This window comes from Oleidesulfovibrio alaskensis DSM 16109 (assembly GCF_000482745.1).
GTDB classification, from domain to species: Bacteria; Desulfobacterota; Desulfovibrionia; order Desulfovibrionales; family Desulfovibrionaceae; genus Oleidesulfovibrio; species Oleidesulfovibrio alaskensis.
This window is the reverse complement of the sequence record NZ_AXWQ01000013.1, coordinates 84,587-107,582: the sequence shown is the minus strand read 5'-3', so window position 1 is coordinate 107,582 and position 22,996 is coordinate 84,587. Positions and strand designations below refer to the sequence as shown.

At 58.2% G+C, this 22,996-nt stretch carries 25 protein-coding genes; 9 read left to right on the top strand and 16 right to left on the bottom strand.

Features of this window, described 5'->3' with window-relative positions:
* Positions 1–83: 83 nt before the first annotated feature.
* The 4 genes from lipA to H586_RS0108805 are packed head-to-tail and all read right to left on the bottom strand — an operon-like array spanning position 84 to position 4,958.
* Positions 84–959: a lipoyl synthase gene (gene lipA / locus H586_RS0108820; protein ID WP_027181854.1), complete on the bottom strand. Its 876-nt coding sequence runs from the start codon at positions 957–959 to the stop codon at positions 84–86.
* Positions 889–1,545: a lipoyl(octanoyl) transferase LipB gene (lipB, locus tag H586_RS0108815; protein WP_011368535.1), complete on the bottom strand. Its 657-nt coding sequence runs from the start codon at positions 1,543–1,545 to the stop codon at positions 889–891. Before lipB ends, lipA begins: the two co-directional genes overlap by 71 nt.
* A gap of 28 nt (positions 1,546–1,573) precedes the next feature.
* On the bottom strand, positions 1,574–3,289 hold the full coding sequence (locus tag H586_RS18730; RefSeq protein ID WP_081701805.1) for a small ribosomal subunit Rsm22 family protein: 1,716 nt from the start codon (positions 3,287–3,289) through the stop codon (positions 1,574–1,576).
* Between the two features lie 4 nt (positions 3,290–3,293).
* A complete protein-coding gene (locus tag H586_RS0108805) occupies positions 3,294–4,958 on the bottom strand; it encodes an ASKHA domain-containing protein (protein ID WP_027181852.1) in 1,665 nt (554 codons plus the stop codon).
* A 381-nt stretch (positions 4,959–5,339) separates the two neighbouring features.
* Between H586_RS0108805 and H586_RS20640 the strand changes: the two genes are divergently transcribed.
* Both H586_RS20640 and fliM read left to right on the top strand, forming a co-directional pair.
* Positions 5,340–5,849, top strand: a complete 510-nt coding sequence (locus tag H586_RS20640) for a hypothetical protein (RefSeq protein WP_011368532.1) — start codon at positions 5,340–5,342, stop codon at positions 5,847–5,849.
* A 158-nt stretch (positions 5,850–6,007) separates the two neighbouring features.
* Positions 6,008–6,988 carry a flagellar motor switch protein FliM gene (gene fliM / locus H586_RS0108795; RefSeq protein ID WP_011368531.1) on the top strand — a complete coding sequence of 327 codons (981 nt, stop codon included), beginning with the start codon at positions 6,008–6,010 and terminating at the stop codon, positions 6,986–6,988.
* A gap of 63 nt (positions 6,989–7,051) precedes the next feature.
* Here the strand turns inward: fliM and truA are convergent, their stop codons facing one another.
* The 11 genes from truA to rlmD all read right to left on the bottom strand — a co-directional run bounded on the left by truA (position 7,052) and on the right by rlmD (position 15,624).
* Positions 7,052–7,888, bottom strand: coding sequence for a tRNA pseudouridine(38-40) synthase TruA (gene truA, locus H586_RS0108790; protein ID WP_011368530.1), 837 nt, complete (start codon positions 7,886–7,888; stop codon positions 7,052–7,054).
* A 1-nt stretch (position 7,889) separates the two neighbouring features.
* Positions 7,890–8,618 (bottom strand): MotE family protein, encoded by a 729-nt coding sequence (locus tag H586_RS0108785; RefSeq protein WP_011368529.1) that lies wholly within the window; start codon positions 8,616–8,618, stop codon positions 7,890–7,892.
* Positions 8,575–9,018: a flagellar export protein FliJ gene (gene fliJ / locus H586_RS0108780; protein WP_011368528.1), complete on the bottom strand. Its 444-nt coding sequence runs from the start codon at positions 9,016–9,018 to the stop codon at positions 8,575–8,577. Before fliJ ends, H586_RS0108785 begins: the two co-directional genes overlap by 44 nt.
* A gap of 102 nt (positions 9,019–9,120) precedes the next feature.
* On the bottom strand, positions 9,121–9,909 hold the full coding sequence (locus H586_RS0108775) for an adenosylcobinamide-GDP ribazoletransferase (protein ID WP_011368527.1): 789 nt from the start codon (positions 9,907–9,909) through the stop codon (positions 9,121–9,123).
* Positions 9,902–10,906 carry an SAM hydrolase/SAM-dependent halogenase family protein gene (locus tag H586_RS18725; protein WP_081701804.1) on the bottom strand — a complete coding sequence of 335 codons (1,005 nt, stop codon included), beginning with the start codon at positions 10,904–10,906 and terminating at the stop codon, positions 9,902–9,904. The genes H586_RS0108775 and H586_RS18725 overlap by 8 nt, the downstream gene beginning before the upstream one ends.
* Before the next feature lie 241 nt (positions 10,907–11,147).
* Positions 11,148–11,789, bottom strand: a complete 642-nt coding sequence (locus H586_RS0108765) for a redox-sensing transcriptional repressor Rex (RefSeq protein ID WP_011368525.1) — start codon at positions 11,787–11,789, stop codon at positions 11,148–11,150.
* Between the two features lie 109 nt (positions 11,790–11,898).
* Positions 11,899–12,204: an ATP synthase F0 subunit C gene (gene atpE / locus H586_RS0108760; protein WP_011368524.1), complete on the bottom strand. Its 306-nt coding sequence runs from the start codon at positions 12,202–12,204 to the stop codon at positions 11,899–11,901.
* 59 nt (positions 12,205–12,263) lie between these two features.
* Positions 12,264–12,965: a F0F1 ATP synthase subunit A gene (gene atpB, locus H586_RS0108755; RefSeq protein ID WP_011368523.1), complete on the bottom strand. Its 702-nt coding sequence runs from the start codon at positions 12,963–12,965 to the stop codon at positions 12,264–12,266.
* Between the two features lie 4 nt (positions 12,966–12,969).
* Positions 12,970–13,404: a hypothetical protein gene (locus H586_RS0108750; protein ID WP_011368522.1), complete on the bottom strand. Its 435-nt coding sequence runs from the start codon at positions 13,402–13,404 to the stop codon at positions 12,970–12,972.
* Complete coding sequence (locus tag H586_RS0108745) at positions 13,376–13,651, bottom strand: AtpZ/AtpI family protein (RefSeq protein WP_011368521.1); 276 nt, start codon at positions 13,649–13,651, stop codon at positions 13,376–13,378. Before H586_RS0108745 ends, H586_RS0108750 begins: the two co-directional genes overlap by 29 nt.
* Positions 13,652–14,250: 599 nt before the next feature.
* Positions 14,251–15,624 (bottom strand): 23S rRNA (uracil(1939)-C(5))-methyltransferase RlmD, encoded by a 1,374-nt coding sequence (rlmD, locus tag H586_RS0108740; protein WP_034618952.1) that lies wholly within the window; start codon positions 15,622–15,624, stop codon positions 14,251–14,253.
* A gap of 179 nt (positions 15,625–15,803) precedes the next feature.
* Between rlmD and H586_RS20895 the strand changes: the two genes are divergently transcribed.
* Positions 15,804–15,944: a hypothetical protein gene (locus H586_RS20895; RefSeq protein WP_011368519.1), complete on the top strand. Its 141-nt coding sequence runs from the start codon at positions 15,804–15,806 to the stop codon at positions 15,942–15,944.
* A 352-nt stretch (positions 15,945–16,296) separates the two neighbouring features.
* Here the strand turns inward: H586_RS20895 and rfbA are convergent, their stop codons facing one another.
* Positions 16,297–17,172, bottom strand: coding sequence for a glucose-1-phosphate thymidylyltransferase RfbA (gene rfbA, locus H586_RS0108725; protein WP_027181847.1), 876 nt, complete (start codon positions 17,170–17,172; stop codon positions 16,297–16,299).
* A gap of 476 nt (positions 17,173–17,648) precedes the next feature.
* Here rfbA and rplU point away from each other — a divergent pair, with 476 nt between their 5' ends.
* The 6 genes from rplU (at position 17,649) to H586_RS0108695 (ending at position 22,882) form a co-directional block, all read left to right on the top strand.
* Entirely contained in the window at positions 17,649–17,957 is a 309-nt protein-coding gene (gene rplU / locus H586_RS0108720; RefSeq protein WP_011368517.1) for a 50S ribosomal protein L21, read from the top strand.
* Positions 17,958–17,976: 19 nt separating this feature from the next.
* Positions 17,977–18,246, top strand: coding sequence for a 50S ribosomal protein L27 (rpmA, locus tag H586_RS0108715; protein ID WP_011368516.1), 270 nt, complete (start codon positions 17,977–17,979; stop codon positions 18,244–18,246).
* A gap of 225 nt (positions 18,247–18,471) precedes the next feature.
* Positions 18,472–19,572 (top strand): GTPase ObgE, encoded by a 1,101-nt coding sequence (obgE, locus tag H586_RS0108710; RefSeq protein WP_011368515.1) that lies wholly within the window; start codon positions 18,472–18,474, stop codon positions 19,570–19,572.
* Positions 19,573–19,598: 26 nt separating this feature from the next.
* A complete protein-coding gene (gene proB, locus H586_RS0108705; RefSeq protein WP_011368514.1) occupies positions 19,599–20,738 on the top strand; it encodes a glutamate 5-kinase in 1,140 nt (379 codons plus the stop codon).
* Between the two features lie 35 nt (positions 20,739–20,773).
* On the top strand, positions 20,774–21,601 hold the full coding sequence (gene thiD, locus H586_RS0108700; protein ID WP_027181846.1) for a bifunctional hydroxymethylpyrimidine kinase/phosphomethylpyrimidine kinase: 828 nt from the start codon (positions 20,774–20,776) through the stop codon (positions 21,599–21,601).
* Between the two features lie 147 nt (positions 21,602–21,748).
* Positions 21,749–22,882, top strand: a complete 1,134-nt coding sequence (locus H586_RS0108695) for an ATP-binding protein (RefSeq protein ID WP_027181845.1) — start codon at positions 21,749–21,751, stop codon at positions 22,880–22,882.
* Positions 22,883–22,996: the final 114 nt, after the last annotated feature.

Here is a 22,996-nt window from a genome sequence, read left to right as displayed (position 1 = left end):
CCGACAGCGGATATGCAGACAGCCGGATGTTCTGAAAACATCCGGCTGTTGTGTTATATGCCTGCCTCTGCGGCTGACTGCCGTCAGTTTTTTTCCTGCACGAACATGGATGCATTGTAGCTGCTGCGCACCAGAGGAGCGCAGAACATATGCGGTATGCCCCGTGCGCGTCCGTAAGCCGCATACTCTTCGAACATGTCGGGATGGACATACCGCTGTACTGCGGGGTGGCTGCGCGAAGGCCGCATATACTGCCCCACGGTTACTATGTTGCAGCCCGTGGCGCAAAGATCGTCAATGACACCGAGCACCTCGGCGTCCGTTTCCCCCAGTCCGGTCATCAGTCCGCTTTTTACGGTAAAACCGGCTGCGCGTGCTCTGCGCAGCAGCTCAAGGCTCTGACTATAGTCTGCCTGCGGGCGTATGCGGCTGTAATGCGCGGGCGGGGTTTCCACGTTGTGGTTCAGCACGTCGGGGCGGGCTTGCAGCACTGTCTGCAGGGCTGCGGCATCTCCCTGAAAGTCGGGTATGAGCACTTCCACCGTGCAGCGGGGCAGCCGGCTGCGCACGGCCTGTATGGTGGCTGCAAAGTGGGCGGCACCGCCGTCGGGCAGGTCGTCGCGGGTGACGGATGTTATGACCACATGCTTCAGTTCCAGCCGCGCTGCAGCCAGCGCAACGCGCTGCGGTTCACCGGCGTCGGGGGGCAGTACGTCACCCGGTTCAATATTGCAGAAGGCGCAGTTGCGCGTGCAGGTACCGCCCAGAATGAGAAATGTGGCCGTGCGGCTGGAAAAGCACTCGAACATGTTCGGACACTTGGCCGACTGGCAGACCGTATGCAGATTAAGATCGCCTATGAGCTCTCTGGTGGCCGTATAGGTGCGGTTACACGGAATTCTGGTGCGCAGCCACGGGGGGATGCGCAAAAACGGCGCGGAATTCTCCTGCGCAGACATCTTTCACCTCCTGCAGGGTGATGCTGTCATCGTTACATTCGGCCTGCAGTGACGTGGCGCGGGCATCTGTCAGGCCGCACAGCGTTATCATGTCAAACAGGCTTACATCGCGGCACACGTTGAGTGCCAGCCCGTGGTACGAGGTCCACCGGCGCATGGCAATGCCGATGGAGCATATTTTGCGGTTTTCTATCCAGACACCGGGGCGGCCTTCACTGCGGAAGGCCTGCAGCCCGAAACGGGCCAGCGTCCTGATGACCACTTCCTCAAGACTGTAAAACAGGGCCCGCATGCCACCGGGGCGCCCCGCAATGCGGAAGACGGGGTAGGCGACAAGCTGGCCGGGAAAATGGCAGGTTATGTTGCCGCCGCGGGTGGTCTGCGCCACCTCTATACCCATGGAAGCCAGAGTGCTGTCGTCCACGTGCAGGTTTTCGCGGCCGCCGTTGCGCCCGAAGGTTATGACCTTCGGGTGTTCCAGCAGGTACAGGGTGTTTTCCGCTCCTGCGGCAACCTCCTGCACCCGTCCGGTCTGTATTTCCACGGCTTCGGCGTAGGGTATGCACCCCAGATCGATAATCTGCATTGCCTGCGCGTCTCCACTGCGTTCCGGATTACCGTCCTCGTCTGCCGCCCGATGACGGTGCCGGTTTTGTTGTTTTTTTCGGCTTGCGGCTGCTGCCTGCCGTGTTTTTCCCTTTGTGCCGGTCCGCACCCTTTTTCGCGGGGTCGGCTGCCTGAGGGCCTTTTCTGTCAGGCCGGCTGCCGTCGTGGCGTGTTTTCCGCCCGTCATCCCTGCGTCCGTCATCCCTGCGTCCGTCGTTTCTGCGTTCGTCATCCCTGCGGTTGTCATTTGCACGCCTGCCGGATTGTGCATCGGAATGCCGGCGGGGACGGGTATCGGGCTGCGTATCGGGGTGTGTGCGGTACCGGTCGTTGCGCCGGTCTGCCGGTTGCTGTGGCCGGGCCGCACGCAGGGCGGGGGCGCAGTCTGTCTCTGCAGCCGGACTGCCGGTATATGTCCGCGCTTCCACCATGACTGCGCCTGATTTGGCGTCACGCCAGCGACGGTCGTGGATGTCCAGCGGCCAGCATACAGGCACAAGCGCACCCGAGCGGATACGTTCCGAGTTGCGCAGCAAGGTCAGGCCGTATGCGGAACAGCAGTAGCGTGCACTGGCGGGATGGTCCTGCACTGAGAACGGTTCGGAAATCACCCGGACCAGACCGGTGTCGCGCTGCGGAAAATGTGCGGTGACGGTGCCTGTATCGTCGTCCCAGTCATCCCATTCATCCAGAATGTCTTCTGCATCCGCTTCGGAAACAGGTGCAGGGCGTGCCGGTGGGCGGATGGGGGCAACGGGACGGGATTCCTGAACTGCCTCGCCGGAAGCGGGCGGCACGCGGCATGCGTACAGATAGCTCAGGCTGACGTTGCGCTTTTCAAACCGTGCTTCGCCGGTCAGCTGCCGCAGCCAGTCCGGTGCCAGATGAGACGGCATATTGAAATGACACCAAGCATTGTCAGCGCTGCCGTTCATGGGACATTCACCGTAGTGGGGGCAGGGTGCCAGCGGGGCGCAGCCGCATTCCATAAGATTGCTTCTTGCGCGCGACAGCGTCTGCCCGCCGTGGCGAGTGCCCGGTTCCATCATCAGCATGTGTCCGCCGCGGCGCAGCGCCGATGCTATGCCTCTGATAACGGACTCCATGCGTTCGCCGGGCTGCTGCCGTTTTCCGGGGCGCAGTTCGTTGAGCACATTGGCGCCTGTCAGCAGGTCGATTTTCCCTCTGTTTTCACGCAGAACCGCCTCCAGCGGAGCGCGTACCAGTTTTACGCGCCATGCCAGTTCCGCACCTTCCGAACGGGCCAGTGCGGTCAGCAGCTCCAGTCCCTGTTCCATGGGTTTGGAAGACATGTCGGCACAGATGAACGTCAGCGGTACGCTGCGCAGTTCGGGGCGGCATATCCACAGGGCCTGAGCCATGGTCAGCGGCCCGCTGCCCAGATCGAGCAGCACCGGAGGAGAATCCCCCCGCGCCGGGGTGTCCAGCTTCAGGTCCAGCGAAGGCAGCAGCCATGACAGCCGGTACAGGTTCCACGGAAGAAAATAGTGTACGTAGGCGCTGATCTGTCTGGGGGCTGTCCAGTAGCCTTTGCGCATGTCTGTGCGCTCGCTGGTCAGTACGCGTGAAAGATCGCGGATGGCATAGGGCAGTTCGCGCCGGTGTGCCTGACGCAGCGGCATGACTCCGGCCAGTATCTGTCTGTAACGGGCCAGAATATCCTGAGTCTGCCGCGTAGGCGGAGTGAGTATTCCTTGATGCATAATATTATGAAAAGCGCATATGGCGCATGAAGTTGGTGGTGAATGCGGGGTCTGAAGTCAGATCGGCCACAATGGCGCCTGCGCTCCATTGCGCGGCGCGGGTACGGCAGTGATGGCGGGTGAGCATGTGCATGGCGCCCCGCAGGGCGGTATTGCCCGCCGCCGTGGTGCATTGTGCCAGTCCGCGGGGCAGAAAGCCCAGTGTTTCAAGATCGGCCGGAGAAACGTGCTGTCCCAGCGCACCTGCCAGAAAGACACGGCGCACATCCGCCGGCGAGAGCGAGGCTTCGCACAGCAGGCGTTCAAAAGCAAGCGAGAAAGCGGCTTTCACCTTTAGAATCTCTTCAATGTCGCGGGCCGAAAGTGTAACCGAGGCATTGAGACGCAGGCAGGCTCCCTGAGTCGGGGCCTGCGGGCTGTCATGCACAACGGCGCGTGCCAGTCTGCGGCCCGCCACGGAGGACGGCTGTGTGTTGAACTGCCCGTCAGGAGTGATGACCCCTGTCTGCAGCAGAACAGTGATGAGCGAAAGGTAGCCGGTGCCGCTTATGCTGCGGATGCTCTGTGCTGCGGCCATGGCTCCCGCTTTTATGTCGGCGGGGCGCAGCGATGCCGGAGGGCTGACGACAGGGATGCCCTGCGCATCCAGCACTGCGGGCACCAGACCGAGCGGGGTGGCGCTGAATGCCGTGGCCGCGCCCGGGCAGGCCATGCTGCCGTGGGTCATGCCTATGCCCTCGAGAGCGGGGCCCATGGCCACACTGGTCACTATTGAATGTGCGGGAGACAGCGCCAGTACAAATTCGCCGTTTGTGCCCAGATCGGCCAGAACAAAAGGATACGGAGGCGGTGCGGATTCATCGCACAGCAGTGTGGCCATTCCGGCGCTGATGTCCGCTCCGACAAAAGGTGCGGGAACCGGCGGAATGTAAACCGGCGGCAGCGGGGTGTCTGTATTGTGCGCCGTGCCGCACAGCCGGACGGTTTCATCGCCGCGGTAATCCAGCCTGTAAGGTGCCCGGCTCAGGCCTTCCACCGGCAGGTCGAGCAGAATGTATGTCATGGCAGCGTTGCCGGCCACACAGAGCGAGGTGACCGGCTGTCCTGTTTCGCGGTGCAGAAAATCTGTCAGGGCGGCCAGCCTGCTTTTGACCAGAGCCGCCAGCCTGCCGCGCACTGCCGGATCAGCGGCCGCAGCCAGCCGCGACATGACCTCGCTGCCTGCACCCATCTGCGGGTTTGTCTCCTGTCCCTGCGCCACAATGCTGAGGGTGTCTGCTGCTGTGTCTACCGCGGCCCAGTGCAGGCTTGTGGTGCCCAGGTCAACCGCCAGCCCCAGTTGTCCGGTGGTTTTTGCGGGCCGTGTGGCGCTTTGTACCGGCGGTATGTGCGGCAGAGTTATGCGCAATCCGTCGCTGACGCTGTGGCGGCAGCCCAGCCGCCAGCCCTGCTGCAGCCGGGCTGGAGAAAAAAAGGCCAAATCGTCGGCGTGGGGAACCGGCGCGGGACTGATGCGCATGCGGCACAGTCCGCAGCGTCCGATGCCGGAACACAGCGGCGGTGCGGGCACGGCGCCGCTGGTGTATACCGCGCGCGAAAGCGGGGCGCCTGCGGGCGCTTCTGCTTCGGTGCTGTTGCCTAGATGGTCTGTAATGGTGATGACGGGCATGGTCTGTGATCTGTGGCCGGAATGTGATATATGAATGCAGCGCGGGCCGTAAAGCCGGCATGCTGTCCTGCAGCCATCATACCCTGTGCTGCGTCCGGCGTACAGGGGGCACAATATTACGCTTTGCCGCGGCCTGCTGTGCGGTGTGCTGCGGCAATTATTCAGAATATCAGTGAAAAGGTGCAGCTTTGCATATATGATGAATCATACAGGCCGCCGTTTTTCGCACAACCGGAGGACAAGGCAGGGCCGTCCCCTGTCTGCATGCCTGTATCTGCCCGTTGCGGCAAGATAAAATCTGATATATCAGATAACAGAGACCATGTGTGTGTTGTGGCGCCATGCAACTTTTTTTTGCGGACACTGCGGCAGGATATCCGGATGACGTTGTTTGTGACCATACTGATCATTTTTGTGCTGACCATCGGCGGCGTGATCAGCAATCATGTCATTACGGCAAGAAATCTGGACATGATCCGGAGACTGCGTTCCGAACAGCAGAAGCTGAGTCTGGGCAGAGAAGAGGCTGCGGAGCGGGTGAGCGATTTGCGGCGGCGCGAAAAAATGCTGCGTATCCAGTTGAATGACATTGAAAAGGGACTGCCGCCCATCGATCTCGGGTTTATGACGCAGGAAGCCGTGCAGACGGGGCAGGAAGGCGCTGCGGATTATTCCGATATGCTGGAAAAACCCGCAAAGATCGCCCGCGGCGAGAATGCCGTGCTGGAAAGTCTGGTACGCGGCAGGCGCATTACTCCGGCGCAGTTGCAGAAAGCCAGAGACTACAAGACCCAGACCGGTTCGGAATACGGGCTGGAAGATGTGCTGGTGATGCTCGGGTATCTGCGTAAGGAAGACCTTGAAGTGGCACGGCGCCGTTTCGGGGCTTGATGTCTGCCCGGATTAGGGCAATAATGGCATTTATTATGCATCATTTTCCGGTCAGAAAGAGCAAACGGCGGTATTTGCCGGTTGGTTCTGCCGGTTCTTTTTTATGATGTCCGTCCGTTCCGCGGGCGTGGTAACCAGCACGGAGCCTGACTCTCTGTATGAACAAAATTCTGGCACAGGATGAAGTGGATGCCCTGTTACGGGGGCTTTCCGGCGGCGAGATAGAAACAGAATCCGATATACCGGAGGATGATTCCGGCATTGTGTCTTTTGACCTTGCCAATCAGGACAGAATCATCCGCGGGCGTATGCCGGTTCTGGAAATCGTCAACGACCGCTTTGCCCGTCTGTGCACCAACGCGCTGAGCAACGCCGTGCGCAAGCGTGTGGAACTGAACCCCATATCCATAGATATGACCAAGTTCGGTGACTTTATGCGCTCGCTGCCCGTGCCTACCAGCATCAATATTTTCAAGATGGAACCGCTGCGCGGCAATGCCATCATCGTGGTCGATTCACGCCTTGTTTTCGCTCTGGTGGAAAACTTTTTCGGCGGGGCAGGCAGTCAGCCCAAAATTGAAGGCCGCGAGTTCACGCGCATAGAACAGGCCATTGTGGACAGGGTTATCAAAATTGCGCTTGATAACATGGAAGAATCGTGGCGGCCGGTGCATGAGGTGAACCTTGAGCTGGTCCGTTCTGAAATCAACCCGCAGTTTGCTGCCATTGTGCCGCCCAGTGACGTTGTTGTGGTCATCACCTTTGAGGTGGAACTGGAATCGGCCATCGGTTCGCTGGTTATGTGTCTGCCGTATGCCACCATCGAACCTATCCGTTCGAAGCTGCATGCCAGCTTTCAGACCGAGCGGCTGGAAGTGGACCATGCATGGGTTGCCCGTCTGAAGGAGCGTCTGCTGGAAACTCCGGTGGAAATGAAAATACGCTTCGGGGAGACGAAGATAACCGGCAACCAGCTGTTGCGGCTGAAAGTGGGCGACGTGCTGCTGCTTGATACCGATACTGATGATCTGCTGGAAGGCACCGTGGAAGGGGTGCGCAAATTCTGGGGAATAAGCGGTATTGTCAAGGCTAATAAAGCATTTCAGGTCATCCGTGAGGAAGAACCCAGATATACCTGATATGCGCTGCCGGTTACGGATATTTCCGGAAAGAATGCAAGCGGCTTCGGCCGCTTTTTTTTGTCAGCTTTCGGGGGGGCAGCATTCGTCCGGGTAGAAAACACGCTCCATGGTCAGCCCGCATGCGGGGGCTGTGGGGGCTGAAAGCCGCCTGTCGCGGGCGGCGATGATAGCCGGTACATCCTCCGGTGCGCATCTGCCCGTACCGGTCCACAGCAGCAGGCCCATCATGTTGCGTACCATCTGCTTCAGAAACCCGTCTGCCTCGAAATGCCATGCCAGTTCCAGAGGGGCACGGGGGGTAGTGTCGTGGCTGCGCGGAAAATCATCGGGAGCAAGTCCGGGGGTGCGTGTTATGCTGTAGACCGTGCGTACCGTGGTGGCCAGTTCGGTTCCTGCATTCTGGAACGAAGCGAAATCGTGTGTGCCTGTCATGAACGCGGCTGCCGCGTCCATGGCGGCGATGTCCAGCGGGCCGGTCATATGCACAAAGGGACGGCGCTGCGGCAGCACAAAAGCGCGGGTAAGCCATATACGGTAGGTGTAGCGTTTTTTTACGGCGTCAAAGCGGGCATGAAAGCCGTCCGGCACAACGGCGGCCTGCAGAACCGATATGTCTTCGGGCAGCTTGGCGTTGAGAGCCCGCCGCCAGTCAACGGCGGCTTTGGCATCGGGAATGTCCAGATGGGCGACCTGACCTTCGGCGTGAACGCCCGAATCGGTGCGCCCCGCTCCGTGCACGCGGACAGCGCTGCCCAGTATGGCTTTTGCGGCATCTTCCACCGCCTGCTGCACTGTGGGCTGCTGCACGGCATGGGGCCGTCCGGCCGGAAGACACTGTATCTGCCAGCCCGCATAGCGCGTGCCTGCATAGGCTATGATAAGCTTCAGCCGGGCCATACTACTCGAACGGCAGCTGCATTTTGGTCAGCGCTTCGGAAAGGCGGGCCGCTTTCTGTGCATCGACAAACGACAGAATTTCCCCTGCCTGCCTGCCACGCATTCCTGCCAGAATTCTGACAGCGATTTTTTCGTCCAGCGTTTCCAGTACGGCAGCTGCCTGCTTGGCTTTCATATTGGAATACACATCCACAAGATGACGCAGTTTCTTGTCTTTGGTCTCGCCCGCTTCTTCAAGCATTTTACCCAGACGTTCTTCCAGCGCCTGCAGGTTCTGGATTTTTGTATCCAGCTCGTTTTCCAGCTTGCGCAGATCAGCTTCTTTGCGGTTCAGCTCCTCTTCTTTACGCAGCAGCGCTTCGCGCTGCATGTCGGTTCCTGCGGCATCCGCTGCCGGAGGCGTGCTTTCCGCTGCCAGTGCCTGCGATGCGGCAATGACAGGCCGCTGCTGCGCTACGGCTGCAACAGGTTGCGCCACCGATGCCGTGCCGCCGGAGCTGACAGTTCCGCCTGCACCGTTGCCTGTGGCCAGAGCTTCTGATTTTGACGATGCAGCCGGGGCGATACCGGCCACGCTAAGCGGTGCCGGCGGCTGCAGTGAAAAGCCGGAAAGGGTGCCGTCCCACATCAGGGTGCCGATGACTGCCAGCTTTATGCAGGCAACAAAAAAGAGCCATTTGCACAGCTTAGAAAGACGGAGGCTGGTAGCGAAGTGTGGCTGTTTCGTCATTGGTGTGTTGTTCCTTCAGCTTTTCTTCCAGATCATGCCGCTCGGCCTGTTTGCTTTTCAGCTTGTCCAGCAGTTTGCGCTCCTGCGCTTTCTGGATGAGGTTCTGCCGCGCGCGGGTCAGTTGCTGGGCTGTCTGCAGCAGGCGTTGTTCCGCGGCCTGAATGTCCTGCTTGATGGCCTGAATATAGTTGTGCGCCAGCCAGCGTTCCGCCTGACTCATGGTGGGCGATGCATACAGCTGCTGCAGCTGGATATCAAGCTTGCGGCGGAGCTGTTCCACCAGAGCCGTCTGATGGCGGTACTGCTGCTGGGCACGGGCAAATTCCATCTTTGCCTGCTCTTCAAGCTGCGTCCGGTAGTCCAATACCTGCTGCAGCTTGAATTTGAAAGACCCCGCCATGCGGAAAACCTCTTTAGATAATGGGTGCTGTGAAGACAATATCATATAGCCGGAATGTACGGCTGCAACGTGTGCAGTCGCCAGCTACAGGCAAAGCAAAGATCAGGCCAGAGCACCCGCCAGCAGGGCCGAGAGTTCGCCCCATATGATTATTGCGCCCATAAAATCGCCGTTGAGGCCGTTTTGCCTGCGCGAAAGCCGCCTGAGGGCAATAATGCCGGGAGCTAGAAACACCAGCGAAAGCAACAGAATTCTGACACCTGTCAGCCAGACGCCGGAAAAGGCGCACAGCACTACGCTGATGCCGAGCGCTGCAGGGGTGGCGCCATCAAGAAACTGCCTGCCGAGTGACGAACACGCTGCCTGTGTGCCGGAAAAGGACAACAGCACGCATGCCGTGCGTCCCAGTGCAGGCGCCCATATGAGCACTCCTGCCGCCTGTGCCGCAGGCATGCCCTGCAGTATCTCGGCAGAACACATCATCTGGCCGCCCATGCCGAGCACTATGGCCATGACGCCGAATGCACCGGTACGGCTGTCTTTCATTATCTGCCAGAACCTGTCACCGGTTGCGCTGCTGCCCCATGCATCCCACAGGTCGGCCCAGCCGTCCCAGTGCAGTCCGCGTGTAAGCCACATGCCCAGCCCCACATACAGCCAGCTGCCGGCCAGCGCATGCCCCGCAGTCATTCCCGTCCACAGCGGCACCGTGCACAATGCCCCGATGAGCAGCCCGTACAGCGGCATCTGACGCATGGTGGCGGCCAGAGCTCCTTCGGCAATCATACGGGCGGGGTTCAGCCGCGTCATAAAGGCCAGACCGTCCAGAAATACCTGCCACTCACGGATCAGTAAACCGGACGCGGTGGCAGGAGGCTGCTGTTCAGGCATGGGAGTTCTCCGCAGGGGTGAGTATGATGTTGCTGCCGGTACGCAGACCGAGCACCTGCGATGCAGGCCGGCAGTTGCAGGCGATTTCAAGATAGCCCTGACTGGACGCCAGCAGTCCCGCGGGCGATCCGGCCGATACTGTTACTCCGTTTGATGCTGTTACTCTGTTCGATACTGTTACTCTGTCCGATACTGTTACACGGGCCGGTACAGAGTCGGTCAGGTGCGGCAACAGCGCGTAGGTCTCTACCACATGCAGCATGACAGGGGGGTGATTTTCGTGCCGCATAACCACCCCGGCGGCTGAACCGGTGCGCTTCTGCCATGCGTCCACCACCGGCAGCCATTGCTCCGCTGAGGCATTAAGCAGGAGATTGCCGAATCTGTCCACATGCATCACTGTGGCTTCCAGACGGCTGCTGCTGCCGCGGGCACGGTTCCAGTCAGGTGTTGTAATATCCTCCGGCCGGACAGGATGCGCCGGCAGTCCGGTGGCCGGACCGCGGCGCAGCATGGCTGCGAGCGGGGCAAAAATGTCACGTCCGTGAAAGGTGGCCGACGGCGGCACTGTTTGCATCGGGTGGGCATCCGCATGGTATTGTTCTGTGGCAGGCTTCAGGCTGGCACAGCGGACACAGGCAAATGCGGTTTGCTGTGCGGTACTTTCCAGCCGGAATATGCGGGCGTCCTGCCCCAGCACGCAGGTCAGCAGCCCGTTGTCCGGTGCCAGAAAAAACCTGCCTGCTGATTCGGCATACAGCAGCGGTCTGCCGGTGCCCACTCCGGGGTCAACCACGGCCACAAAGAGTGTGCCTGCCGGATAATACCGCGCGCTGGCTGCCAGAAAAAAAGCTGCCTGCATGACTCCGTGCGGCGGAACACCGTGGCTCAGGTCGAGCACGGGAGCGTCGGGAACAAGGGTGTGCAGTACAGCCTTCATTTGTCCCACATATGGGTCTGACAGGCCAAAATCAGTCAGTAATACAATTGGTTGCATGCGTACTTATTCCTTTATGGCAAAGGAAACACGAAAAGGCCGTGCTGCTGCGTTCCGCCGGCTCTGTGCGGAACGGCGCTTCGGCCTGTGATTGTCTGTCAACGCAGGGGCTGCGGCTCCTGCCTGAATGCTGCTGCGGGAAACCGGGCGGTGCGGCCGGTATTCCGTGCAGCGTAACGGCTGTATCCGGTCTGAGCTTTTCCGCAGGGAAAGGGCGGCAGACTCGGTATGCTGCGCGTTGCTATTTGTTTTTGTTGAACGTGATATTGAAAGACAGCGCGTAGAGATGGTGGAAAAAGTCCACATACTCCACGGAAACATCATCCGGCACGGTGATACGCGCCGGAGCATAGTTCAGTATGCCTTTTATACCCGCTTCAATCAGGTGGTTTGCAGCACGTTGCGCACGTTCCGGCGGGGTGGTGATTATACCTATTTCCACGCCCAGATCTCCCACACGTTCTTTCAGCCGCTTGGTGCACACTACTTCCAGACCGGAAATTTCTTCGCCGATCTTGAAGGGGTCGCAGTCGAATGCGCCCACAATGTGAAAACCGCGCAGCTTGAATTCCTTGTGGTTCAGCAGGGCGCGTCCAAGGTTGCCCACGCCTATCAGCACCGTTTTCCATTCACGGTCAACGCCCAGTGCGCTGGTGATGGATTCGATGAGATTTTTGACGTAGTAGCCGACACCACGAACGCCGAATTCACCGAAATACGCAAGGTCTTTACGTATCTGGGATGCGTTGACATTGCAGGCCTTGGCCAGTGGCTCGGACGAGATTACCTCGGTGCCGTCCCGCTGCAGGCTTTCCAGCACCTGCACATAAACGGCCAGTCGCTGGATAGTCGCACGGGGGATATGTTCGCTCTTAACGCTCATAAAGGTGACGATACTACAGTTGATGGTGAATGTGAAATAAATAACGAGTCAAAACTACAAAAGGAGGCCGGGAAACCCGGCCTCCTCGAAATCGCCTGAGATGTTCCGACTACCGGAAGAGCAGCATCAGGTTAACAACGAGGGCGTAAATTGCCAGAGATTCAACAAAGGCAAGGCCCAGAATCAGGGTAACCATGATTTTGCCGCCGGCTTCGGGATTGCGGGCGGTGCCTTCACAAGCAGCCTTCAGGCCCATGCCCTGACCGATACCGCAACCTGCAGCGGCGATAGCCATACCGATGGCTGCACCGAAGAGGACGAGGCCGTCGCCGGCACCGCCGTCAGCGGCGAATGCGAGGCTTGCGACAGAAAGAATAGCCAGGGTGTTCAGGGCGATCATCAGAAACTTGCGCATGATAACTCCTTCCTACGTGTAAGTTAGGTTATGTTGTTGGTCTAAGACCATTTCCCCCATTAGTGGGCGTGTTCCAGAGAGCCTTTAAGGTAGATGGTGGCGAGCATGAAGAAGATGAACGCCTGCAGTACCTTGGCCAGAGTGAACAGGAAGTAGATCGGAATTGTGCCGATGATGGGTGCCAGCATGAAGAACAGAATCAGCACGAATTCTTCACCGCGGATGTTACCGAACAGACGCAGAGAGAGCGAAAGCGGACGGGCGGTGTGGCTGATAAGTTCCAGCGGCAGCATGAGGGGCGAAAGCCACCACATGGGTCCCATGAAGTGTTTGATGTAACCGGCGCCCCAGCGTTGGATGCCGATGTAGTTGTAGTAGATAAAGCAGAACAGCGCCAGCGAAGCGGTGGTGTTGATGTTCGCGGTCGGCGCGTCAAAGCCGGGCACAAGACCGGTCAGGTTCATGCAGAGAATGAAAAGGAAAAAGACGATGAGGACAGGGTAAACCTTGCGTCCGTCTTCGCCCGTGATGGAAACTACAAACTCTTCAAGTCCTCCGATGATGACTTCGAAGATGTTCTGCAGTTTTCCGGGAACCATTTTGATTTTGCCGCGGACAATGAATGAAACCGCGAACAGCATCGCCATGACACACCATGTGTAAAAAACGTGCTTGAATTCGACGGATTGTCCGCCGACATTGATGTGACCCAGTCCGACCAGATCACTGAGGAGTACCGGATGCGGCAGCCCACTTGCCATTCCCTCATGCCTCCTTGACTTTATGCCCGGCCAGTCTGGAAAGACCCCAGACCAGTGTGGTCGCCACAACGGTTGAAAAACCTGCGATCAACACAAAGGGCGATACATCGAGCCAAACAATCAGACCGGCCATAGTTATACCGGTCACACCCAGCCTGCCGTAAAACCGCAGCAGCATCCCCAGCACCATGTCTCTGGTAAAAGTCCGGAGAATGAGATGCTGAATGAACTGCGCCAGTGAATAAAAGTTCCATAAAGCCAGTCCCGCGCACAGCGCGAACCAGAAAAGCCATTGAAACTTCCATCCCAGCGCCGCTGCTGCCAGGATTGCACCAAGAGTCAGAAGAATCTGGTTCCGAGCGACCGTCCGGATTTCCTGCGCCTTGAACCCCTTGGTCCACAGATGCCTGTCAATCCTTAGAATCAAACTTCTCAGCATCGCTCTTCGCCTGTTTTCTCGACAGTCTCTTCGTGTCCTGAAAGACACTTCTGAATCCGGCAACGATGCCGAATATCAGAAAAGTCAGAAGCAGCCAGGGCTTGGTCCCTAACCATTCATCAAGATAGTACCCTGCCACTCCCCCCACGAGAGTGTGCGTGACCATATGCAGTCCCATGGAACCGGCTACGGTCAGCGCGTCAAAGTACGACCTGTCTTTGACCTTGAACTGATTCTTAAAGAACATAGCGGATTGCACTCCCACGCCCCGACAGCGCCCACTGTGAGGTTTATGTTCGTGCATTCCTTCACAAGTGGAAACCGATTTATCACGGCTGATAGGGCAAGTCAACGAATTACAAGGGTTGCTGACAGCCTTTTTAGAAATTTTTCACAAGCTCGGCAGCTGCGTGTATTCCTTGATGTTAGAGCCGCTGCAGTCCGGGGTCTGGTGCCGCTTTGCCGTGTACGGAACGACACGCGGACGGCGCCGGCAGTGTACGTTTATCGCGTTGCGGCGGCAATGCAAAAATAGCGGCGGGCTGCCACAGGCTGTGCCGCACGGTGCCGGTTGAAGCCGGGTTGGGCAAGCTTTTCTGTGTGGTTTTCTGGCCTGTGTCCGGTGCTCCTTTCCGTCGTGCCTGAGCGCTGTCGGGTGTTGGCAGGTGACGGCATCGCGCGGCAGCGGCTGCATTTTTCCGCGGCGGACTGGCGGCTCATCCTTGGCGTTGCAGCTGTGCGGCTTCAGCGCATGCTGCCGCGCTATAAAGTGCGCCGGAAAGGGCGTCGGGGCAGTCCGGTAAATCCTGCAGAATCAGTCCGGCGAGGATATTCCGGCCCATGCCGTCATCGTATTGAAAACAGGGCGACGCTTTCTATATGCGCAGAATGAGGAAACATATCAACGGGCTGCACAGCTTCAAGCCGGTAGCTGTCTGTCAGAGCCGCTGCGTCACGCGCCTGCGTGGCCGGATCGCACGATATGTAGACAATTTTGCGCGGTGCGCGGGATATGAGAGCCGAGAGCACATCGGGATGCATGCCGGCGCGGGGCGGGTCCGTGATGACTATGTCGGGTTTTTCCTTGTGCCTGATAAGCAGTCTGCGTACATCGCCCGCCAAAAAACGGGCCTGCGGCACCTGCTGATTACGGGCGTTCAGTGTGGCGAACTGTACGGCTTCTTCAGATACTTCCATGCCCGTCACCGACGTTACCTGATCAGCCATGCCCAGTCCCATGGTGCCCACTCCGCAGTACAGGTCCCACAGTACGCCGCCCTGACCGGCATAGTCAGCGGCGGTTCTGCTCAGAATCTCCGTCGCCGCTGTGTTGGTCTGGAAAAAGGCATGCGGAGCCATGGTGAACGTCCTGCCGTTCAGTTGTTCCGTCAGGTGGCTGTCTCCTGTGCTGTACAAGGTCTTTTCGGCATACGCGGCCTGTACGGGCGAGCGGCGTTCGCCATGTATAAAGGATGTGATACCTTCGCCGCTCTCTGCCAGCAGATCGCCGAGCTGTCTGACCGCACGGGCTCCCGCATTGCCGCCGGTTTTTTCCGGACCGGTAATCAACTGTACCATACACTGGCCGGTATACAGAGTTTCGCGGATGACAAGATAGCGGAAAAATCCTTCTCCGCCGCGCACGTCCCATGCTGTCAGTCCGGTCTGTGCGGCCCAGCGCCTTACCGAATCCACGATGCGCACGCAGCGCTGCGACTGCAGCTGGCACTCGCTTATATTGATCACGTCATGCGAACCTCTGGCGCGCAGACCAAGGCGGATTCCTTGCGGACTGTCATTTTCAAAAGCAAATTCCATTTTATTGCGAAAGAAGCGCTGTGCGGGCGATGCCAGCGCGGGCAGGACGGGCGGTTCCGCAATTCTGCCGATGCGCACAAAAGCGTCGTGCACCAGACGCTGCTTCCATTCCAGCTGCATGGCATACGGCATGTGCTGCCAGCTGCACCCGCCGCATTCTGCAAAATGGCGGCAAAAAGGCTCGGTCTGATAGTCTGCGGCAGCGGTAACGCCAAGCAGTGTGGCTTCTGCATAATTTTTGCGGCATCTGGTCACGCGGGCTGTCACTGTCTGGCCGGGCAGCGCGTTGTCGATGAAAACGGCCAGTCTGCCGTGGCGGGCCAGAGCGCGGCCTCCGGTGGTCAGTGTGTGCGGCTGCAGGTGCAGTATGTCGCCTTCGGCGGGAGTGGTCGGGGTGTTCATGTTTGTGCTGCTCTTATAAAGCGAGTGTTTGCTCGTTCAGGAATGTTCTGTAATTATCGTATGCTATGTTTTATTTGTGCGCAAAATCACAAAACGGAACTTGACTTATGCGCTGATTTTCCGGCAAGTAGACAGCAGTCGTCACATTTCGGCAACGCCGAACAACAAGGAGCTGTGCCATGCTAACCGAGCTGTTTCACAACATGATGCACTCCACCCCGCAGGGCTTTGTGGGTGTGAGCCTCATCTTCATTTATTTCGCTATCATTCTGTACACCGCATTTTACCGTATCCGCAAAGGTGAGCATCTCGACCACTAGGATGTGCCGCGCGGAGGCGGATATACTTTTTTTATCCGCGCCGGTCACCTTGTATAGTTGCTTCAATGCTGTCGCGGCATGGCGGGCCGCCACAGGCCAGCAGGCCGCTTGCCGGTGCCGTTGTTTGCGCTTATGCGGTTGATGTATTGCCGTGCTGTTTCGCAGCGCGTCAATGGTTTTTGGGTGTTTTGGGTGTTTTGCAGGCCGGCTTCTTCCTGACCGGAAGGAGCCGGCTTTTTGCTGCTTGCGACTGCGGGGCGCGTACGGCGCGTGACAGGCGATGCCGCGCCGCCATGCTCCTGATCTGGCGCAAAGCCCGTCTGCGCCGTGATTTCCGGTGGCAGGTCTGCGGCTAGCGCAACGCTTCGGAGGCGACCTCCATGAGGTACTTGCCGTATTCGTTTTTCATCATGGGGGCTGCCAGTTCGCGCAGTCTGTCGGCGCAGATGTATCCCTTGCGGTAGGCGATTTCTTCAATGCAGGCTATTTTCAGGCCCTGTCTGTCCTGTACCGCGCGTACAAAAGACGATGCCTGATGCAGTGACTCAAATGTGCCGGTGTCCAGCCACGCCACGCCGCGTCCCAGAAATTCCACCTGCAGCCTGCCTTGTTTCAGGTACTCGTTGTTCAGGTCGGTTATTTCCAGCTCGCCTCTGGCAGACGGAGTCAGCCCGGCCGCCACATCGGCCACACGGCCGTCATAAAAATACAGTCCGGTGACGGCATAGCGCGACTTGGGGCTCTGCGGCTTTTCTTCTATGCTGATCACACGCGCGTTTTTATCAAATTCCACCACGCCGTACCGTTCGGGGTCGCGCACCTTGTAGCCGAAAACGATGCCCCCCTGCTGCAGGCGTGCGGAATTTTCGAGCAGGGTGGCAAGTCCGGTGCCGTAAAACAGGTTGTCGCCCAGTATAAGGCAGACAGGCTGACCGGCAATGAAGTCGCGTGCCAGTACAAAAGCCTGAGCCAGTCCGTCGGGGCTTGGCTGTTCAATGTAGGAAAAGCTGAGCCCCAGCGCGGAACCGTCGCCCAGAATATCGCGGAAACGCGGCAGGTCGGCAGGCGTGGAGATGATGCACACCTCGCGGATGCCTGCCAGCATCAGCACGGAAAGCGGATAATATATCATGGGCTTGTCATATACCGGCAGCAGCTGTTTGCAGGCGCCGCGGGTGATGGGGTACAGGCGCGTGCCTGAACCGCCCGCCAGAATGATGCCTTTCATTCCAAAACCTCGTGTTCATTGATGTGGTATGCAGACGTGCAGAACGTCATACATACGCAAAACATGGCGTGGAATAAAGAGATAATGAAAGGGGGAGAAAGAGAGAAAAGGGGTCCGGGGAGAACAAGCCTTGGGGGAGGGCCTTGGTGCGGTGCTTCTCCCCGGACACGAGATGAGACACACTCAGGGAGAGAAATAGGTTATCTTTGAACGGTTGTCACTTATAAAAATAGTCTTCTGTGAAAAATAGTAATTGCGATTGTTGTTTTTGATTTTATATCAGCTTGTTATGTTGTGATTAGTTTTGTGCGTTTTGCCGTGTTCGGGACCTTGCCGTGGCTGATGCTTGCAAATATATCAGGAGAAGGATATGGGAAGGGGTTGGCTGGCGGAGAGTATGGCTGCGGAAATTGTTGTTGACTCCCGCTGAAAAAGAGGATAACTCTGCCTCTCCCCATTTCATTGGAGGTTTTGAAATGTACGCGATTATCGAAACGGGTGGCAAGCAGTTCCGTGTCGAAGAAGGCTGCAAGATCTTCGTCGAAAAGCTGGCCGCCGATGCCGGTAGCGAAATTGCTATTGATAAAGTTCTCATGCTCGGCGGCGACAAGTTCGCTGTGGGCGCTCCCTATGTGGAAAACGCCAAGGTGACCGCCGAAGTTATCGAGCATGGCCGTGGTGAAAAGGTCATCACTTTCCGCAAGTGGCGTCGTAACGACTCCCGCAAGAAACAGGGCCACCGTCAGGACTACACTGCCCTGAAAATCAAGACCATTACGGCCTAACAAGTAAGGAGTCCGAGTCATGGCACATAAAAAGGCAGGCGGCAGTTCCAAGAACGGTCGCGACTCTAACGCCCAACGGCGTGGCGTAAAACGCTTCGGTGGACAGTCCGTTCTGGCTGGCAACATTCTTGTCCGTCAGCTGGGCACCAAAGTTCACCCCGGTAACAACGTGGGTCTGGGTAAAGACTACACCCTGTTCGCCAAGTGCGACGGCGTGGTGACCTACGAAAAATTTACCCGTAAGAGAAGGGTTCTCACCCGCGTGCACGTGCTGCCCGCGGAGCAGTAAGCCCGTCTCTTTTCTGACGATACGTCAAGGGCGAAAGTCGCATTGCGTCTTTCGCCCTATTTTTCGTTGGGCTGTCGTCTGCAGCAGTTGCGGGCGGCAATCCGGCGGATACGGCGTGCTGTTTCCACGCGGGACGCTTTATGGCATCGTTGGTGTACGGCGGGGCTTTTTTGCTGTCCTTCCGGGCGGCATGTAACGACACTTTTTTGCAGCAGGCAGATATTTATGCGTTTTGTAGACGAAGCAGTAATCAAAGCTATTTCTGGCAACGGCGGCCATGGCTGTGTTTCTTTCCGCCGAGAAAAATTCATTCCCAGAGGCGGACCGGACGGCGGGGACGGCGGAAATGGCGGAAATGTGGTCTTCAAGGCATCCACTCGCCTGCTCAGCCTGTACGATTTCCGTCTGAAGCGGGTATATCAGGCAGAAAACGGCCGTCCCGGCCAGGGCAGCCAGATGCACGGCCGCGGCGGCAAGGATCTGGTGGTGGAAATGCCCGTGGGCACGCTGGTTTTCGAGCGCGGTGAAAACGGTGCCGAAAGCCTTATCGCCGATCTTTCGGAGCCGGACGTAGAAGTCGTCATTGCCCACGGTGGCCGTGGCGGCAAGGGAAATGAACATTTCAAGTCATCCACCATGCAGGCTCCCCGTTTTTCACAGCCGGGCGAACCGGGCGAAGAAAAATCTCTGAGGCTTGAGCTTAAAATTCTGGCGGATGCCGGTCTGCTGGGTCTGCCCAATGCCGGTAAGTCGACTTTCATATCTCAGGTTTCGGCGGCAAAGCCTAAAATCGCCGCGTACCCTTTCACCACGCTTGTGCCCAATCTGGGCGTGATGATGGATGAATTTGATCCGGACAGACGCATGGTCATCGCCGACATTCCGGGCCTGATTGAAGGTGCTCACGAAGGGCAGGGACTGGGGCACCGTTTTCTCAAGCACGTGGAGCGCACACGTTTTCTGGTACACATTCTGAGCATAGAAGATGTGGACATGGAAAACCCGTGGGCCGGTTTCGACCTGATCAACGACGAACTGCAGCGTTTTGACGAAACGCTGGGCAGCCGCGAACAGATTCAGGTTGTCAACAAAATAGACCTGCTGCCTCCTGAAGAGGTTGACGGGCTGCGCGCAAGAGCCGAAGCTGACGGCCGCCGGATTTTCTTCATTTCCGCTCTGGAAGGTGAAGGACTGGACGCGGTTGTAAGTGAAATGTGGCGAATGCTCGCCGAACTGGACAGGAATGTTCCTCTTGATTCTTCGCGCCAGATAGAGCCTGAACCCGAAGAGGAATTTGATGTGGAAGTAGTCTGGGTGCGCGAATAGTCTTTTAGCGGAGGCGTCTGAAAGCCATGGACTGGCAGACCGAGCGCGGGCAGGTTCTGGATTCCGCCCGCAGAGTGGTTATCAAGGTGGGGAGTGCGGTGCTTACTTCCGGCAACGGGCTGGATGTGGGCGTGGTGGATAATCTGGTGGCCCAGATTGCCGACCTGCACGGCCGCGGCGTAGATGTGGTGCTGGTGTCCTCCGGTGCGGTTTCGGCCGGGCGTGCCGTGCTGCGGCGCTGCTGCGAGATAAAAGGCATGCCGCACAAGCAGGCGGCATCGGCCGTGGGGCAGAGCCGTCTCATGCATTATTATGACGAGGCGTTCGGCAGACACGGCATTATTTCCGCGCAGATACTGCTCACCAAGGACGACCTGCGCAGCCGTCACCGTTTTCTTAACGCCCGCAACACGTTTGCGGCACTTATGGACTGGCATGCCGTGCCCATTGTCAATGAAAACGACACAGTGGCCGTACGCGAACTGGAATTCGGCGACAATGACAGTCTGGCCAGTCTGCTGCTGAATGTGGTGGATGCCGACCTGTTCATCAATCTGACATCGGCCGGCGGAGTATATGCCGACAACCCCGACACCAACCCCGATGCGCGTGTCATGGAATGCATAGAAAATGTGCACGGGCTTAATCTGGACGTGATGTGCGGCGGTAAAACCGCTGTGGGGTCGGGCGGCATGTATTCAAAATTGCTGGCGGCACGGCGGGCAGCACAGCTTGGGGTGCCCACGCTTATTCTGCCCGGACGCAAGCCCGATGCCATGCTGCGGGCTTTTGCCGGTGACGAACCCGGAACATGGGTGCGACCGGAAAAGAAAACTGTTTCGGCACGCAAATTCTGGCTGGCGTATCACGCCGATCCCACAGGATCGGTGGTGGTGGATGACGGTGCTGTAAAAGCGCTTGAGGCGGGCAAAAGCCTGCTGCCTGCCGGAATCATCGGTGTTGAAGGGGGCTTCGGGCGTGGTGCGCTTGTGCGTGTCACTTCTGCGGCCGGTGCCGTGGTGGCGGTGGGCCTCAGCAACTATCCCGCCGCCGACCTGCGGCGCATCATGGGCCACCGCACGGCGGAACTTACGGCCATTCTGGGTGACAACCAGTACCCGGAAGCCATCCACCGCGATAATATGCTGATGGACGCCGTGGTGTGACCTGCGGCGCCGCGGTCATGATAAAGTGAGGATATATGTCTGAGACTCCGTGTGTTCTTACCATTGCCGGTTCCGATTCCGGCGGCGGGGCCGGAATTCAGGCCGACCTGAAGACCATGACGGTGCTGGGCGGCTTCGGCATGAGTGTCATTACAGCGCTTACCGCGCAGAACGGTCTGGGTGTCACCGGCATTCATGCCCCCGATGCTGATTTTGTACGCCTGCAGCTGGAAACGGTGCTGGAAGGCTTTCCCGTGCGCGCTGCAAAGACCGGCATGCTTTTTTCTGCGCCTATTATCGAGGCTGTGGCCGATGTGCTGGAAGCTTTGCCGCAGGAGGCACGTTTTCCTCTGGTGGTGGACCCTGTGTGCGTGAGCCAGAGCGGACACCGTCTGCTGCAGGAGGATGCAGTGGAGGCGCTGAAAAAACGCATGCTGCCGCTGGCCTATCTGCTGACGCCCAACCGGCCCGAGGCCGAGCTGCTGGCCGGTATGGCGGTGGAGACCAAAGAAGATGTGGCAGAGGCTATCCGCCGTCTGCTGGATATGGGGCCGCGTGCCGTGCTGCTCAAGGGCGGCCACTTTGAGGGCACCGACACCCTGATCGACTGGCTGGGGCTGCCCAACAGAGAGCCTGTGTCCATGCCGCAGACAAAGGTTGATACGCCCAACAACCACGGAACAGGTTGCACGCTTTCGGCTGCCATCGCCACTATGCTGGCAAAGGGGCATGTGCTCGACAGGGCCATTCTGAAAGCCCAGCAGTATCTCAACCTCTGCCTGCGTGAAAGCTATGCCCCCGGTAAGGGGTTCGGACCGCCCAATCATGCGGCAGTTGTTGCGGGAACACTGTTGCAGGACTGATTCTGCATTGTTTCTGCGTACTATCGCTGTTGCTAACTATTAAGACCTGCCCTGCAGGTCTTTTTTTATACACAGCGCCGGAGTGCTTGGAAATGCTGTTGTTTTATTGTAGGTCATTGCCTACAGACAATTCATTTTGAGGTTGCTATGCCTGCTGAAACACACTTTGCCCCCGCACGACGCAGTACATTGCCGGAGCTTGCACGCCAGCGCAGGCTTTTTGCAGATGAAACACTGGTCACACTGCTCGATTCAGTAACGGATATTGTCGTTATTCTTAATGATACAAGACAGATTGTTTTTGCCAACCGCAATCTGTTGTCTCTGCTGGGTGAAAAAACTGCAGACAGGGTGATAGGCATGCGCCCGGGCGAACTGTTTTCGTGCGAACACGCCTGCTGCACTGCGGCCGGATGCGGCACCTCGCCCGCATGCCACAGCTGTGAAGCCGTGCACGCCATACTGTGCGGACTGAGTGGCAGACGCCGCGAAGCGGAATGCCGCATAACCAAGCGCGAAGATGAAGTGCTGGTGGCCTATGACCTGAAAATCTGCGCTTCGCCGCTTACTGTGCACGATGAGCATTTTGTACTGTTCGCCATCCACGATATCAGCGACGAAAAAAGACGCCGCGCACTGGAGCGGATTTTCTTCCATGACATACTGAATACGGCAGGCGGACTGCAGAACCTTGCGCAGATGATTCTTGAAGAGGTTCCGCTGGACCTGAAGGGTGAAAGTCTGCTTATGCATCGCTTTTCCAAAGAACTGGTAGACGAGATCATGGCTCAGCGTCTGCTTCTGGCCGCAGAATCGGATGAACTGAGTATCCGCCCCGCACGGTTGTGTCTGGCTGAACTGATGAATGATGTGCTGGAATCGGTACAGCAGATGGAAATGGCCCAAGGGGTGCATTTCGACGTGCAGGCACCGGCGGAAAGTCTGATGATAGAAAGCGATCAGACCTTGTTGCGCCGTGTCATGCTGAACATGCTGAAAAACGCCATGGAAGCCTCGCCGCAGGACGGTTGCGTGGCGGTGGGCTGCTGTCCGGCAGACGGCGGCGCAGAATTTTACACCAGAAACGACTGCGTCATACCAGAGGCACATCGGTGGCTTGTGTTCCAGCGTTCTTTTTCTACAAAGGGAACGGGGCGCGGGCTTGGCACATACAGCATGAAGCTGCTTACCAACAACTATCTCAAAGGTTCCGTAGGATTTGAAAGCCGCGAGGGTGAAGGCACCACATTCCGCCTGTGGCTTCCCGCGGTGCTGAGCTGAGCACGACGTTTTCCGCCGCACGGGAGCCGCACGGGAGCCGGCACGGTGCGGTCCGGCGATGCATGCTGTTAGGGGGGGGATCTGTTTTCATGCGCCGCTGAAAGCGCGCAGGCG

Coding starts and splice junctions, on each gene's coding strand:
- H586_RS18730 (WP_081701805.1), bottom strand. CDS start 3,289: ATGCATCAAGGAATACTCACTCCGCCTACGCGGCAGACTCAGGATATT.
- H586_RS0108765 (WP_011368525.1), bottom strand. CDS start 11,789: ATGAGCGTTAAGAGCGAACATATCCCCCGTGCGACTATCCAGCGACTG.
- thiD (WP_027181846.1), top strand. CDS start 20,774: ATGTCTGAGACTCCGTGTGTTCTTACCATTGCCGGTTCCGATTCCGGC.
- atpE (WP_011368524.1), bottom strand. CDS start 12,204: ATGCGCAAGTTTCTGATGATCGCCCTGAACACCCTGGCTATTCTTTCT.
- proB (WP_011368514.1), top strand. CDS start 19,599: ATGGACTGGCAGACCGAGCGCGGGCAGGTTCTGGATTCCGCCCGCAGA.
- H586_RS18725 (WP_081701804.1), bottom strand. CDS start 10,906: ATGCAACCAATTGTATTACTGACTGATTTTGGCCTGTCAGACCCATAT.
- lipB (WP_011368535.1), bottom strand. CDS start 1,545: ATGCAGATTATCGATCTGGGGTGCATACCCTACGCCGAAGCCGTGGAA.
- H586_RS0108745 (WP_011368521.1), bottom strand. CDS start 13,651: ATGTTCTTTAAGAATCAGTTCAAGGTCAAAGACAGGTCGTACTTTGAC.
- H586_RS0108695 (WP_027181845.1), top strand. CDS start 21,749: ATGCCTGCTGAAACACACTTTGCCCCCGCACGACGCAGTACATTGCCG.
- obgE (WP_011368515.1), top strand. CDS start 18,472: ATGCGTTTTGTAGACGAAGCAGTAATCAAAGCTATTTCTGGCAACGGC.
- rfbA (WP_027181847.1), bottom strand. CDS start 17,172: ATGAAAGGCATCATTCTGGCGGGCGGTTCAGGCACGCGCCTGTACCCC.
- atpB (WP_011368523.1), bottom strand. CDS start 12,965: ATGGCAAGTGGGCTGCCGCATCCGGTACTCCTCAGTGATCTGGTCGGA.
- lipA (WP_027181854.1), bottom strand. CDS start 959: ATGTCTGCGCAGGAGAATTCCGCGCCGTTTTTGCGCATCCCCCCGTGG.
- H586_RS20895 (WP_011368519.1), top strand. CDS start 15,804: ATGCTAACCGAGCTGTTTCACAACATGATGCACTCCACCCCGCAGGGC.
- fliM (WP_011368531.1), top strand. CDS start 6,008: ATGAACAAAATTCTGGCACAGGATGAAGTGGATGCCCTGTTACGGGGG.
- H586_RS20640 (WP_011368532.1), top strand. CDS start 5,340: ATGACGTTGTTTGTGACCATACTGATCATTTTTGTGCTGACCATCGGC.
- H586_RS0108785 (WP_011368529.1), bottom strand. CDS start 8,618: ATGACGAAACAGCCACACTTCGCTACCAGCCTCCGTCTTTCTAAGCTG.
- truA (WP_011368530.1), bottom strand. CDS start 7,888: ATGGCCCGGCTGAAGCTTATCATAGCCTATGCAGGCACGCGCTATGCG.
- fliJ (WP_011368528.1), bottom strand. CDS start 9,018: ATGGCGGGGTCTTTCAAATTCAAGCTGCAGCAGGTATTGGACTACCGG.
- rlmD (WP_034618952.1), bottom strand. CDS start 15,624: ATGAACACCCCGACCACTCCCGCCGAAGGCGACATACTGCACCTGCAG.
- H586_RS0108750 (WP_011368522.1), bottom strand. CDS start 13,404: ATGCTGAGAAGTTTGATTCTAAGGATTGACAGGCATCTGTGGACCAAG.
- rpmA (WP_011368516.1), top strand. CDS start 17,977: ATGGCACATAAAAAGGCAGGCGGCAGTTCCAAGAACGGTCGCGACTCT.
- H586_RS0108805 (WP_027181852.1), bottom strand. CDS start 4,958: ATGCCCGTCATCACCATTACAGACCATCTAGGCAACAGCACCGAAGCA.
- rplU (WP_011368517.1), top strand. CDS start 17,649: ATGTACGCGATTATCGAAACGGGTGGCAAGCAGTTCCGTGTCGAAGAA.
- H586_RS0108775 (WP_011368527.1), bottom strand. CDS start 9,909: ATGCCTGAACAGCAGCCTCCTGCCACCGCGTCCGGTTTACTGATCCGT.